Annotated in this window: 12 protein-coding genes; 6 read left to right on the top strand and 6 right to left on the bottom strand. The window is 71.0% G+C overall.

The window, feature by feature from the left end:
* Positions 1–8: 8 nt before the first annotated feature.
* A complete protein-coding gene (dacB, locus tag ABD844_RS36780; protein ID WP_344888523.1) occupies positions 9–1,433 on the bottom strand; it encodes a D-alanyl-D-alanine carboxypeptidase/D-alanyl-D-alanine endopeptidase in 1,425 nt (474 codons plus the stop codon).
* An 83-nt stretch (positions 1,434–1,516) separates the two neighbouring features.
* Between dacB and ABD844_RS36775 the strand changes: the two genes are divergently transcribed.
* Complete coding sequence (locus ABD844_RS36775) at positions 1,517–2,008, top strand: inorganic diphosphatase (RefSeq protein ID WP_344888520.1); 492 nt, start codon at positions 1,517–1,519, stop codon at positions 2,006–2,008.
* 9 nt (positions 2,009–2,017) lie between these two features.
* Here ABD844_RS36775 and ABD844_RS36770 read toward each other — a convergent pair whose 3' ends face one another.
* The 4 genes from ABD844_RS36770 to ABD844_RS36755 all read right to left on the bottom strand — a co-directional run bounded on the left by ABD844_RS36770 (position 2,018) and on the right by ABD844_RS36755 (position 7,372).
* Positions 2,018–3,124: a C40 family peptidase gene (locus ABD844_RS36770; protein WP_344888516.1), complete on the bottom strand. Its 1,107-nt coding sequence runs from the start codon at positions 3,122–3,124 to the stop codon at positions 2,018–2,020.
* 163 nt (positions 3,125–3,287) lie between these two features.
* Positions 3,288–4,742 (bottom strand): RNA polymerase sigma factor, encoded by a 1,455-nt coding sequence (locus ABD844_RS36765; protein WP_344888513.1) that lies wholly within the window; start codon positions 4,740–4,742, stop codon positions 3,288–3,290.
* A gap of 135 nt (positions 4,743–4,877) precedes the next feature.
* The gene (locus ABD844_RS36760; RefSeq protein WP_344888510.1) at positions 4,878–5,678 is read right to left on the bottom strand and encodes a hypothetical protein; all 801 of its coding nucleotides are present in this window, start codon (positions 5,676–5,678) and stop codon (positions 4,878–4,880) included.
* A gap of 83 nt (positions 5,679–5,761) precedes the next feature.
* Entirely contained in the window at positions 5,762–7,372 is a 1,611-nt protein-coding gene (locus tag ABD844_RS36755; RefSeq protein ID WP_344888507.1) for an ABC-F family ATP-binding cassette domain-containing protein, read from the bottom strand.
* A gap of 125 nt (positions 7,373–7,497) precedes the next feature.
* Between ABD844_RS36755 and ABD844_RS36750 the strand changes: the two genes are divergently transcribed.
* The 5 genes from ABD844_RS36750 to ABD844_RS36730 all read left to right on the top strand — a co-directional run bounded on the left by ABD844_RS36750 (position 7,498) and on the right by ABD844_RS36730 (position 12,069).
* Positions 7,498–8,667 carry a glycoside hydrolase family 183 protein gene (locus tag ABD844_RS36750; RefSeq protein WP_344888504.1) on the top strand — a complete coding sequence of 390 codons (1,170 nt, stop codon included), beginning with the start codon at positions 7,498–7,500 and terminating at the stop codon, positions 8,665–8,667.
* Complete coding sequence (locus tag ABD844_RS36745) at positions 8,664–9,677, top strand: DUF4432 family protein (RefSeq protein WP_344888500.1); 1,014 nt, start codon at positions 8,664–8,666, stop codon at positions 9,675–9,677. Before ABD844_RS36750 ends, ABD844_RS36745 begins: the two co-directional genes overlap by 4 nt.
* Positions 9,674–10,450: an SDR family NAD(P)-dependent oxidoreductase gene (locus ABD844_RS36740; RefSeq protein WP_344888497.1), complete on the top strand. Its 777-nt coding sequence runs from the start codon at positions 9,674–9,676 to the stop codon at positions 10,448–10,450. Before ABD844_RS36745 ends, ABD844_RS36740 begins: the two co-directional genes overlap by 4 nt.
* Positions 10,451–10,741: 291 nt before the next feature.
* Complete coding sequence (locus ABD844_RS36735) at positions 10,742–11,161, top strand: peptidase inhibitor family I36 protein (protein ID WP_344888494.1); 420 nt, start codon at positions 10,742–10,744, stop codon at positions 11,159–11,161.
* Positions 11,162–11,217: 56 nt separating this feature from the next.
* Positions 11,218–12,069, top strand: coding sequence for a hypothetical protein (locus ABD844_RS36730; RefSeq protein WP_344888491.1), 852 nt, complete (start codon positions 11,218–11,220; stop codon positions 12,067–12,069).
* Here ABD844_RS36730 and ABD844_RS36725 read toward each other — a convergent pair.
* Positions 12,028–13,464: a S10 family peptidase gene (locus ABD844_RS36725; protein WP_344888488.1), complete on the bottom strand. Its 1,437-nt coding sequence runs from the start codon at positions 13,462–13,464 to the stop codon at positions 12,028–12,030. The two genes, ABD844_RS36730 and ABD844_RS36725, sit on opposite strands and share 42 nt — an antisense overlap.
* Positions 13,465–13,474: the final 10 nt, after the last annotated feature.

The following is a 13,474-nucleotide window of genomic DNA, read 5'->3' as shown; positions in this document are numbered from 1 at the left end:
GACCGGCGTCAAGAACGCGCGACGATGGCGGCCAGCCGGTCGAGCACGGGCTCGGCGTTGACCGGCACCCGGTCGGCCATGAACGCGAACGTGACCAGCCGCCCGTCCTTCGTGGTCGCCATGCCGGCCAGCGTGTTGATGTTGTTGAGCGTGCCGGTCTTGGCGCGTACGAGGCCGACCTGGTCTCTGCTGTCGCTGCCGGTGAAGCGCCGGCCGTTGCCCAGCGTGCCGGAGAAGCCGGCGATCGGCATGCCGGTGGCGACGGCGTGCAGGTCGGGGCGGTTCGCGGCGCTGGCCAGGGCGAGCGTCCTGGCCAGCGCCTCCGGGCTGATGCGGTTGCGGATCGACAGGCCGCTGCCGTCGGAGAGCGCGATGTCCTGGGTGACCCCGAGGCGCCGCAGCACTTCGACCACGGCCTTGGTGGCGCCCGCGAACGACGCCTCCTGGCCCTCCTTGATCGCGACGTGCCTGATCAGGGCCTCGGCGAGGTCGTTGTCGCTGCGGGTGAGCGTGTGCTCGACGAGGGCGTAGAGGGGGGCCGAGTCGACCTTGCCCAGCTCGGCGGCGCCCGCGGGGGCCTTGGCCGGGCGTACGGACTTGGCGACCGAGATGCCCTGCTTGCCCAACAGCTTGGCGAAGGCGTCGGCGGCGAACTGGGGCGGGTCGGCCACCCTGGGGCTGCGGAACTCGGGGTCCTGGCGGCCCTCGTCGATGGTGAGGGCGTAGATGGGGGCCACCTCGCCGTCGGGGATGTAGTTCGGCTTCCAGCCGGGGGCCTTGGGCGTGCCGGTGAAGAGCGAGGTGTCGTACGAGAGGGTGACCTTGCGCACGCCCTGGGACTTGAGCGTGGCCGCCGTACGGGCCGCCAGGGTGGCCAGGCTCGCCTGCTTCGGATAGTCCCCCTGCTTGGCCTCTGGGCCCGCCAGAAGGGGGTCTCCGCCGCCGACGAGGATCACCGTGCCCGGCTTGGCGCCCTGGACGGTACGGGTGGACAGGCGGGTCTCGGGGCCGAGCGAGGCCAGGGCCGCGGCGCACGAGACGATCTTGGTGGTTGAGGCGGGGGTGACGGCGGTGCCGGGATTCGAGGCGAAGATTTGCTCACCCGTGACCGTGTCGAGGACGACCGCCCCCACCCGGCCGCCCAGCGCTTGGTCACCCAGCGCGCTGGCCAACTGTTTCGTCAAAGTACCCTTGGTCGGGAGAGGTCCGTCTCCTGACGTCGCCGAAAGCTGGGCCAGCACAGGCCCTGAGGTGACCACGGGGATGGGGGGAGAGCCTTCCGCCGGAGACGCCGTCGGCTCGGTCGGTGACGACCCGCTCGTCAGCGCTCCCAGGCTGAAGTCGGTGGTCACGGCGTAAACGCCGGTGACGATCGTCAGGGCTTGGAGCACGGCGAGGGTGGTCAGCATCACCAACCGGTCGCGCCGCGCCACGTCGCCTGCCCTTTCTCTGTGTTCGCTTACGAGACATTAATGCCCAACCGGGGGTGCCCGGGGGCCTGAGCGGAGGAACCGCGGTGGAGTTCGACGTTGTCGTTGAGATTCCCAAGGGGCAACGGAACAAGTACGAAGTGGACCATGAGACGGGAAAGATCAGGCTTGACCGGCTCCTGTTCACCTCCACGCAGTATCCCGCCGACTACGGCTTCATCGAGCACACCCTCGGCGAGGACGGCGACCCGCTCGACGCCCTCGTGCTGCTGCAGGAGCCGACGTTCCCGGGCTGCTACATCACGTGCCGGGCGGTGGGGATGTTCCGGATGACCGACGAGAAGGGCGGCGACGACAAGGTGCTCTGCGTGCCGTCCACCGACCCTCGCATGCACCACATCCAGGACATCCATCACGTGTCGGAGTTCGACCGGCTGGAGATCCAGCACTTCTTCGAGGTCTACAAGGACCTCGAGCCGGGCAAGTCCGTCGAGGGCGCCAACTGGGTGGGCCGCATCGAGGCCGAGGCCGAGATCGAGCGCTCGTTCCGTCGGGCCAAGGAGCAGGGCCACCATTAGGGGTCCGCTTCAGCGGGGCCTGGTGGCGCCCACCAGGTCCCCGCGCCAGATCGAGGCCACCCGCACCACGTCGCCGGTCTGCGGCGCGTGCACCATCTGGCCGCGCCCGACGTAGATCCCCACGTGGTGGATCGTCGCGGGGTCGCTGGTGATGTGCCCGAAGAAGAGCAGGTCGCCGCGGCGTAGCTGGTCCAGTGGCACGTGTGGGCCCGAGGTCCACTGCGTGCCGGTCCAGTGGTCGAGCCCCACCCCGGCCCGTTCCCAGGCCCGCATGGTCAGGCCCGAGCAGTCATAGGTCTGCGGGCCGGCAGCGGCCCACACGTACGGCTTGCCGAGCTGCGTCAGCGCCCAGTTCGCGGCCAGGTCGCCCATCGCGGAGCCGCCCGCGACCAGTCCGGCCGTCGCCGCCGCGCGCTGCCTGGCCAGCAGCTCCGCCCGGGTGCGGGCCGCGTCCACCTGGCGCTCCAGGCTGTCCTTGCGCGCCACCAGCTCCCTGGTGTCGCGCCGCTGCCTGGCCACCGCCGCCTCGGCGGCGAGCTTGGCCTGGCGGGCGCGTTCCGAGGCTTCCTGCTGGGCGGCGTGGGCCCACTCGGCCTGGGTACGCAGGATCGTCTCGACCTCCTGGGCGTCGCGCACCCGGCGCAGGAACGCCGCCCGCTCGTCCCGCAGGTGCCCGAGCACCCCCGCGCGGTGCAGGAACCCGTCCGTGCCGCCCCGGTCGACGATCATGCCCATGAACGGCTTCAACGAGCCCAGCCCGCCGTAGCTCTCGGTCGCCAGCAGCGCCGCGTCCTGTCTGGCCCGCTCCACCTCCACGGCCGCCGCCGCCAGCCTGACCTGGGCCTGCGCGTGCGCCTGCTCGGCCTGCCGCAGGCGGACGACCTCCCCGTTGTACGCCTCCACCAGCCGCTCCACCGCGGCGGCCAGCTCGTTCAGCCTGGACTGGGCGGTGACCAGCTCGGCCGTCGTGCGGCTGAGGTCGTGCGACCGTTCGCGTACGGTCTGGCGGGCCCTCTCGACCTCGCGCGAGGACGGCCCGTCCGGGTCGGCCGCCACCGGGGGGCACATGACCGCGACCAGGCACGTCGATAGGAGGCCGGCCCGGAATGCGCGCATAGGTCCCCCTGGAAACAAATGACTACTCTATGCACACAGTTCCCGGCAATTAACTCACGTAACGTGATCAATCGAGGTGGGAGTTCATTTTGGGGGGACCGGTCGCCGGGCGGCGGTTCCTTGGGGAGAAGCTGCGGCGGGGCTGGGGAACTCTTGGCGGGGATCAGCCCGGCGACGCCGAAGGGCTGACCGAGGGCTGCTCCGTCGGCGTGGGAGCGACCGTCTCGGAGGGAGTGGCGGTCGGCAAGGGCGTGGCGGTCCGGGTGGGCGTCGGGGTCGGCGAGGGCGTTGACGTGTGTGTCGGAGTGTGTGTCGGAGTGGGCCAGGGCGTACGCGTGCCCGGATGCCACGGCGTCGGCCGCTTGGTCGGGCGCCGGGTGGGCTCCCACGACGGCGCCGGCTCGGCCGGGGTGACCTGGGTCGGGAACTCCCCCGGCGTCGTGCCGCCCGGCCGCGGGAGGTGGGGCGGCGCCGACGGGGGCGGGCCGCTGCTCGGCGAGGCCCACACCTGGGACGGCAGAAGGGCAGGCGGCTCCGGCGTCCCCGTCACCCCCAGGGGCCGCGTGGTGGCGTGGTCGAGGATGGGCGCCACCGTCAGCGGCACGTCCTGCGGCCGGTCGTGCCAGGGCAGCCGGATGCCGGGCGGCTCTCCCGTGGCAGGGAACGCGGCCGTCGCGACCCCGGTCACCCCGCCGTTGTCCCGCCCGATCCGATCGAAGATCACCGCGATCGCCACCACGGCCGCGACCGCCGCCAGCGTGCCCGCCACCGCCCGACGCCATCGCCGGCCCCCTCTCCCGCCGGAGACGGGAAACCCGGCCGCGCCCAGGGCTGCCGTGCGCCTGGCCACGTAGCGGCGGTAGGGCAGCAGCTCGGGGTCGACGAAGCAGCTCATCACCCGGACGCGCAGGGCGCCAGGCAGCGCGGCCCCCGGCAGCAGCTCGTAGACCTTGGCCGCCGACACCTCGCGGGTGCGGTGGGGGGCGCAGATCTCGCACTGCGGCAGGTGCCTGACCAGGTGCTCGCGCATCTCCTGGGTCAGCTCGCCGGAGAAGCCGGCCAGGATGCGGGCCCGCCGCGGGCAGTCGTACGGGCCCTTCCTGGCCAGGATCTCGGCGGTGATCGCGTCGCGCAGGCTCTCGCGGGCCTCCTCCACCAGCAGCTCGATCTGGCGCGGCGGGGTCGCGAGCACCTGGGCCAGCTCGCCGGCGGGCAGCTCGTGCCCGTGGACCAGCTCCAGGACCTCCCGCTCGGCCACGGGCAGGCTCCGCACGGCGTTCCAGGCCATGACCCGCAGGTCGGCGTCGGCGGGGTCGTCGAGCGCCGGCGCCTGGGCCAGGACCTCGGCGGCGCCGGGCGGCGCGGTGGCCCGGCGGCGCAGGCACTCGGCCCTGGCCAACGCGTACAGCCAGGTACGCAGCCTTTCCGGGTCGGCCAGGGCGCCCACGTGCGCCTCGGCGGCGATCAGCGTGTCGCGGAGCGCCACCTGGGCGCTGTCGCGGCTCAGGAGGAGGGACCAGCAGTAGCGGTAGACGCTCTCCGCGTACGCGTCGTACAGCGCGGCGAGTGCTCCCGGTTCGCGGGCGCGGAGTGCTTCGACCAGGGCGCGGTCATTCATATAACCGAAGGTAATGGATCGGTAACTAGTAGTTCCACCTGTTCCACGCCGATGGCATCACTTGTCTGCCGACGTGCCGCAATTTCGTGCGGAAAATTCATCCAGTCGAGCCCTACGGCCCGATATTAAGGTAAATCACTGCTTGTGCTCGGACACGACCTGCGTGCTCCGATCCACCGCGAACGGTTCGCTCGTCGGCTTGACGGTGTGGACGGGCACGGCTCCGGCCAGCGCCAGATCCTCGAAGGGACGGCCGGTGGATCCCCAGGTCCTGGCGGTGATGTCGGTCCTGGCGACCTGGGCTTCCTTCGGCAGGCCGCCCACCGTCAGGATGAACCTCGGCGGACTGCCCGCCTCGACCTCGTCCACGAACGTGCTGCCGCCGCCGAGCAACTTGCCCGTCTTGTCGCGCAGCAACGCGCTGACGACCAAAGTGCTCGCCGAAACCTGATATGGATTACTGACATATCCAGTAATTAGATACATGCCGTCTTTTTGACGCATTGTCTGTACGCGCGAGATCGGGAACCGCTGGAACGCCGAGGCGATCCTGGCCGCGGGCCGCCATTGCGCCGGACGGTACTGGATCGTCACCTTCTCCGGCTTCTGGGCGGCGCTGGCCTGACCGGTGAAGGCCAGCGACCCACCCGGCGGCACCGCGTCGAGCGGCTGGTCCAGCTTGAGCACCTCGGTGCCCTTGGCGTCGCGCCCGACGATCGTGGCCACCACGTGCTCGCCGAAGTGCCACGGGTTGGCGTTGCTGAGCACGCCCGACCAGTTGACGGCGTACCCGTCGGCGGACTTGACGATGGTGGAGACCTGCTCCTTGAGCGCGAGCGGCTTGAGCTCTTGTACGGGTCGTTCCTCGCTCGCGCACCCGGCGAGGCAGATCGCCCCGAGTGCGAGGAGGCTGACGGTTCGGCTACGCGGGATCACTTTGCCGTGATAACCCGAGCATGGGCACGGCTGGCAGGGGACACGCGCCAGCCGTACCAAGTCTTTAACGCAGGCGCTTGTCTTTACCTCGGGCGGACCACCCTGGTCTCGTCCCAGACCGGGTCGGGCGACTCGTAGACCCTGCCGTCGGAGCCGAAGACCAGGTAGCGGTCGAAGTCGGCGGCGAACCAGCGGTCGTGCGTGACCGCCAGCACCGTGCCGTCGAACGCCTCCATCCCCGCCTGCAACGCCTCGGCGCTGGCCAGGTCGAGGTTGTCGGTCGGCTCGTCGAGCAGCAGCAGCGTGGCCCCGGACAGCTCGAGTAGCAGGATCTGCAGCCGGGCCTGCTGGCCGCCCGACAGCGTGTCGAAGCGCTGCTCGGCGACCCGCCCGGCCAGCTCGTAGCGGGCCAGGGTCTTCATGGCCTCGTTCTTGAGCCGGGCGTGCTCGGTCATGACGATCTCGACCGGGGTGCGGCCGAGCAGGTCGGGCCGGGCGTGCGTCTGGGCGAAGTGGCCGGGCACCACGCGGGCCCCGAGCCTGGCCAGGCCCTCGTGGGCGACCGGCTCCCCGGCCAGCAGGCGCAGGAAGTGGGACTTGCCCGAGCCGTTGGAGCCGAGCACCGCGACGCGCTCGCCGTACCAGACCTCCACATCGAACGGGCTCATGAGGCCGGTCAGCTCGAGCCCCTCGCAGGTGACCGCGCGCTTGCCGGTGCGTCCGCCGCGCAGGCGCATCGTGATGTGCTGCTCGCCCGGGGACACCTCGGGCGGCCCGGCCTCCTCGAACTTGCGCAGCCGGGTCTGGGCGGCGTGGTAGGCGGGGGCCATGCCGTCGTTGTAGCGCGCCTTGTTCTTCAGCATGTTGACCAGGGCCTTGAGCTTGGCGTGCTCTTCGTCCCAGCGCCTGCGCAGCTCGTCGAGGCGCTCGTTGCGGGCCTTGCGGGCCTCGCTGTAGGTGGCGAAGCCGCCGCCGTGGATCCAGATGTTGCCGGACTCGACGGTGATGATGCGGTCGGCCGCGTTGGCCAGGAGGCGGCGGTCGTGGCTGACCAGCAGCACGGTCTTCGGCGTCTCGTTGAGCTGCGCCTCCAGCCATTCCTTGCCGGGGACGTCGAGGTAGTTGTCGGGCTCGTCGAGCAGCAGGGTCTGGTCGGGGCCGCGCAGCAGGGCCTCCAGGACCAGGCGTTTCTGCTCGCCGCCCGACAGCGTGGCCACGTCGCGGTATTTCACCTGCTCGTAGGGGATGCCGAGGGCGGCCACCGTGCAGGTGTCCCAGAGCACCTCGATCTCGTAGCCGCCGGCGTCGGTGTAGTCGCTGATGGCCTGCGCGTAACGCATCTGCGTCTTCTCGTCGTCGCGCTCCATCATCGCCAGCTCGGCCTCGTCGAGCCGCCGCGCCGCCTGTCGCACCGCGGGGGGCGCGACGCCCAGCAGCAGGTCGCGTACGTCGCTGCCGTCGCGCACGCTGCCGATGAACTGCCGCATCACGCCCAGCCCGCCGGAGCTGGCCACGCTGCCCTCGACCGGCTGCAGGTCGCCGGCCACCAGCCGCATCAGCGTGGTCTTGCCCGCGCCGTTGGGCCCGACGAGCGCCGCCTTGACGCCTTCGCCGATGCGAAAGGACACGTCGTTGAGCAGAGGCCGCCCATCGGGCAGCACGTACGTCAAATGTCCTACTTCCACGTGGCCCACCACGGCAGGGTAACCGTCGGCCCGCCATCCGGTCACATGGATTTCCGCGCCCTCACCCAGACTCTGGACAGCAAGTGATCTAATGACTAGAACTGTAGGGAACCCCCTCCCCCAAGGAAAAAGTGATGACGCGATTCCGCTCAGCCCTGGCACCCCTCGCCATCGCGTTGCTCGGCTTCACGGCCGTACCGCAGCCGGCCTGGGCCGCCCCGCCCAAACCGGTGCCGTCGGCGCAGGAGCGGCAGCAGGCCGCGGTCACGGCCGCCCCCGCCTGTGCCCCCACCGTCAAAGGCGCCACCACCAACGCCCGCCTGACCAACCTGTTCACCACCTACGGCAACGACAACAGCCGCCTCGACGACTGGACGGGCGCCGACGGCACCTACTCGCTCAAGCTCCCGAACGGACGCGAGCTGTGGGTGTTCTCCGACACCTTCCTCGGCCGGGTCAACCCCGACGGCACCCGGCCGCCCGTGGTCGAGGAGGGCGGCACGACGGTCTTCCTCAACAACTCCTTCGCCGTCGAACGCGACGGCCGGCTGTCCACCATCCACGACGGCACCGAGGCCAAGCCCACGGCCGTGATGCCCCCGCGCGACGGCAAGCACTGGTACTGGGCCGGCGACGCGACGCTGGCCGGCGGGATCGTGGAGGTCACCTACCAGGAGTACGAGCGCTACGGCACCGGCGCCTGGGACTGGCGCTGGCACCGCAACGTGGTGGCCCGGTTCGCCCCCGGGCGGCTGGAGCGGCCCATCAGCGTGCACGACCTGCCCTCGGGGAGCGGCGTGGCCTGGGCCTCCGCGGTGCTGAAGGACGGCGGCCACACCTACGTCTACGGCGTCGAGGACCTCGGCTCGACCAAGTACATGCACCTCGCCCGGGTCAAGGGGGAGAGCCTGCTCGGCAGGTGGGAGTACCGCAGGGCCGACGGCACCTGGTCGGCGAACGAGGCCGACTCGGCCCGGGTGATGGGCGGCGTCGCGAACGAGTACAGCGTCAGCCGGGTCGGCTCCGGATACGTGCTGATCACGCACGACACCACCGAGGCGCTGAGCCCGAACATCGTGGCCTACTCCGCCTGCTCGCCCGCCGGGCCGTTCACCGGCAAGCAGCACGTCTACACGACCCCCGAGACCCGCGGGGACGTCTTCACCTACAACGCCCACGCCCATCCCGACATCGCGGGTGGCGGGCTCGTGGTGTCGTACAACGTCAACAGCTTCGTCAACACCGACCACTACCGCGACGTCTCCATCTACCGGCCCCGGTTCCTGGATGTGACGTTCGGGTGAGACGCAACTGGGCGGCCCGCCTGCGGCTCGGCACGATCGACGGGCTGCGGGCGGTCACGCTGGAGAACGAGCGGCTGCGCGTGACGGTCCTTCCGGGCAAGGGCGGTGACGTGGTGGAGTTCCTGCACAAGCCCACCGACACCGACCTCGTCTGGCTCTCTCCCCAGGGCCTGCGCGACCCGCGCGACCACCTCCAGGGTGCGTCCGACGACGTCGCCCGGTTCACCGACCACTACGAGGGCGGCTGGCAGGAGGTCTTCCCCAACGGCGGCGCGCCCAGCGAGTACCGGGGCGCGCGGCTGGCGCAGCACGGCGAGGTGTCCGGGCTGCCGTGGGAGTGCGCGGTAGTGGCCGACTCCCCCGAGGAGGTCGCGGTACGGCTGAGCGTGCGGACGCGGCGGCTGCCGTACCGGGTGGAGAAGGTCTTCCGGCTGCGCTCGGGCACGGCGGCGCTGGAGATCGAGGGGTGGGCCACGAACGAGTCGGGCCTGCCGCTGCACGCGATGTGGGGTCAGCACATCGTGTACGGCCTGCCGTTCCTGCGCCCCGGCGCCCGGATCAGGCTGCCGGAGGGCGTCACCGTGATCCCGCACGAGAGCGCGATCAACCCGGAGGCGGGGCGCAGGGTGCGGGCGGGCGGGCCGTGGCAGTGGCCCGTGGTCCCGGCCGACGGCGGAGGCGAGACGGACCTGAGCGTGGTGCCCGAGCGGGGGGCGCCGAGCGACATCGTCTATCTGACCGGCTTCGACGAGGGTTGGTATGAGATCTCCGGGGATATCGGTATGCGGGTGGAGTGGGATGCGAGGCTGCTGCCGTACCTGTGGATGTGGCAGGAGCTCGGGGCGTCCACCGGTCACCCGTGGTGGGGGCGGGTGTACACGGTCGGGCTGGAGCCGTTCTCCAGCATGCCGACCGACGGCCTGGCCGCCGCCGTGGCCAACGGCACGGCCCTCGTCCTGGACCCGCACGAAACGAAGGTGCTGAGGTTGCGCGCGGAGGTGCTGGCGTGAACGAGCGTGAGTTCGACGGCAAGGTGGCGCTGGTCACGGGGGGTTCGATGGGGATCGGGCGGGCGGTGGTCGACCGGCTGGCCGACGGCGGCGCGTCCGTGGTGTTCTGCGGGGTCGACAAGGACGCCGAACTCGACAGCGCGCACGTGACCGGCAGGATCGCCGACGTGCGCCGGGCCGAGGACGTACGCGGCCTGGTGGACCTGGCCGTCTCCCGGTACGGCGGCCTCGACGTCGTGGTGACCTGCGCGGGCGTGCAGCGCTACGGCACCGTCGAGGACACCCCGGAGGAGGTCTGGGACGAGGTGCTCGACATCAACCTCAAGGGCGTCTACCTCACCTGCGGGGCCGCCGTCCCCGCGCTGCGCGCCCGCGGCGGCGGCTCGATCGTGGTCATGTCGTCGGTGCAGGCGTTCTCCTCTCAGGCGCGGGTGGCGGCCTACACCGCGAGCAAGGCCGCGCTCAACGGCCTGACCAGGGCCATGGCGCTCGACCACGCGCCCGACGGCATCAGGGTGAACGCGGTCTGCCCCGGCTCGGTCGACACCCCCATGCTGCGGTGGGCGGCGGACCTGTGGCGGGGCGAGCTGTCGCAGGAGGAGCAGGTGGCGCAGTGGGGCCGGGCCCACCCGCTGGGCCGCGTGGGGCGTCCTGAGGAGGTGGCGGAGCTGGTGGCGTTCCTGGCGGGGCCGCGGTCGTCGTTCATCACGGGAGCCGAGCACCGCGTGGACGGCGGCCTGCTGGCGCAGAACCCCGCGGCGCTTCCCGAATGACGCCGTCCTCAATTGCGGGCTCCCGAAATGGGCGCCCCCAAACAATGCCTCCCGAGTAGGTCGAGCGAAGGCCACGGGTTCCTCCGGTCACTCACCCGAGCTGGCAAGAGTTGCGTCAATGCGACGAACTCTCCGTTCACAGCCCTGGTACGAGTGGGTTTCGAGCGGGCCGGGGCACGCGACCCCATCCGGGCGCGTAGCCCTTTCGCGCTGCGAGTCATGACGCCTCGCACGCGAAACGGCACGCTAAGTTACCGAGGTCGAAACGACTCACCGATCGAGGAGAGACCTGTGAGGCTATCCAAGAAGGCCGCCGGCTTCGTCGCGGCCGTCGCGCTGTTCGCCGTGGCCGCCCCCGCCGCCGCCGCGGCGGCGAGCCCCCGCTCGACCTGCTACGGCGGTCGGGTCTGCCTGTACGCCGGCTTCGACTACAACCGCGGCCAGATCGACCACTGGCGGGACTTCACCGCGGACGACTCGAACTTCGCCGACAACAACTGGCTGAACTGGGACTTCAGCAATTCCTGGCACAGCATGAACAACGAGACCAGCTCGATCCGCAACCGCATCGGCTGCGCCGCCACGCTCTGGCAGCACCCCGGTTACACCGGTGCCCACAGCACGTTCACGCACAACTCGAACGACGGTTTCCTGGCGAACAACGCCATCGGCAACAACCGCGCCAGCGCGCTCGACATCTGGTGCCGCTAAGCAATACAGGGAGTGCCGGTTTCCGGGCTTGGCCGCCGGAAACCGGCTGCCGCGGAGTGCTCGCCAGCGCCCTGCTGCTGGTGACGACCGCGGCCTGCGGCGCAGAAGAGCCCGCGCCGCCGGCGCCCGTACGGGGCGTCACTTCGGTGTCGCAGCTCGTGCTGCCGTTCGACGCCTACAAGACCACTCCCGAGCAGCGGGCCGTCCTGGGCAACGCCCACAACCAACTCGTCGTTCACTGCATGCGCCGCCAGGGCATCACCATCAAGCCACCCGCCGAGGACCCGGACACCATCTCCGCCGTGGACCCCGGCAACTCCCGCCGCTACGGCGTCGCCGACGTCGAGGCGGCCGGGAGCCACGGATACCACCTGGCCAGACCGCCCTCTCCCGACACGACCGGCGCGTGGGCCGGCAAGCTGCCCATCCGGGCCCGGCACCGGCTGTACGGCACCGCGGCCGACCGGGGCTGCCTGGACCGCGCGACGCTCACCCTGGACAAGGGGGCACGCAAGGCCGACTGGCCGTGGCTGGCCTTGCAGGACTCGCTCACGCTGGAACAGGCCGCCAAGCACCCGTCGGTGACCACGGCGGTCAAGCGCTGGCAGTCGTGCATGACCCAGGCCGGATTTTCCTACCCGGCTCCTGAGGCGGCCATCGCCGACGGCCGCTGGGACCTCGACAAACCGCCCGTGAGCGAGGAGGAGAAGCAGACCGCGACCGCCGACACCGCCTGCAAGTGGTCGTCGGGCCTGGTCGCCGCCTGGTACGCGGCCGACGCCGAGTTGCAGCGGGCGGTCGTCCGCGACAACCCGGAGCGCTTCGCCGCCCTGCGGGCCAATCTCAGGCAGCGCCTGAGCCGGGCCTCACACCTGCTCACCGAGCACGAAAGCCGCCAGGTCCGCTGACTGCGCCAGCCTGCTGGGCTCGTGGACGTACATCATGTGGCCGGCCTCGTAGTACCTGAACTCGATGTTGCCGGTCAGCTCGGCGGGCAGGGGCAGGTGGGCGAAGGCGTGCTCGGCCGCGTAGTACGGGGTCGCGCCGTCGTGGTAGCCGCAGGCCACGTGCACGCGCAGGTGCGGGTTCGTGCGCATGGCCGCGGCCAGCTTGCCCGCCACCGTGACGTGCGCGCCCTCGAACTCCTTGTACGACCACGGCTGCACGCGCGAGGTGAGCACCTCGTACGGCAGGTCGTTGACGTAACCCAGCTCCGTGCGCAGGTAGTGGTTGAGCGCGGCGCTGTAGGGGCCCATGATCGCGTTCATGCTGGGGTCGGCCGAGAACCGTTCGGCCCCGGCGTCCGGGTCCCAGCCGGTGAAGCGGCTGTCGAGGCGCCCGACGACCTTGCGCTGCGGGCGCAGCACCTCGGTGAAGTAGCGCTGGTGCTCGATCCGCAGGTCCACCCGGTCGACGTAGTCCTCGCTGAGCCCGGTCAGCCGGGCGATCTCGCTGACCGCGGCCGAGCGCTCCTCGCCGGTGAGCCGGCTGCCGCGGGCCAGCGCCCAGGGGTAGTCGCGCTCGGCGTACGCCTCCGCCTCGCGTAGAACGTCGGCCAGCGGCCGGTCACCGTGCAGGCCGTGATAGTGCGCGATAGCCGCATAAGTCGGCAGAAAGAGGCTGTAGGCGAGGTCGTTGCCCTCGGTGAAGCGGATGGTCTGGAAGTCCAGCACCGAGGAGATCAGCATCACGCCGTTGAGGAACAGGCCGTACCGCGACTGGAGGTGGTCGGCCAGCCCGGCGGCCCGCACGGTGCCGTACGACTCGCCCGCCAGGAACTTCGGCGACATCCACCGCCCGTTCCTGGTGGTCCACAGCCTGATCACCTCGCCGACGGACTCCAGGTCACCGGCGAAGCCGTGGAACGCCTCCGCCTTCTCCCCGGCGGCCGCCCGCGAGAACCCGGTGGAGACCGGGTCGATGAAGACCAGGTCGCTCACCCTGAGCAGGCTCTCTTCGTTGTCGGCCAGCCCGTACGGGGGCGGCAGCAGCGCCCCCGCGTCCCCCATCACGACCCGGCGCGGCCCGAGCACCCCCAGGTGCAGCCACACGCTGGACGACCCGGGCCCGCCGTTGAAGGCGAACGTGACCGGCCTGCTCAGCGGCTCGGCCCCGTCGAGCGTGTACGCGGTGACGAACACCTCGGCCTTGGGCCGCAGTCCCTCGAACGTGCCGTCGGTGATCACCTCCTCACGCAGCACCATGGTGCCGGTGGTGGCGGTGTACGACTGGCCGGACGGCAGGGTGTGGGAGGTGGTGACGAGGTTGTCGGCGGGGGCGGCGGGCTTCAACTCTTCAGACATATCCGCCCAT

The organism is Nonomuraea antimicrobica (genome assembly GCF_039536965.1).
GTDB lineage: Bacteria > Actinomycetota > Actinomycetes > Streptosporangiales > Streptosporangiaceae > Nonomuraea > Nonomuraea antimicrobica.
The sequence above is the reverse complement of the archived record's forward strand: the minus strand, read 5'-3'. Positions and strand labels throughout refer to the sequence as shown.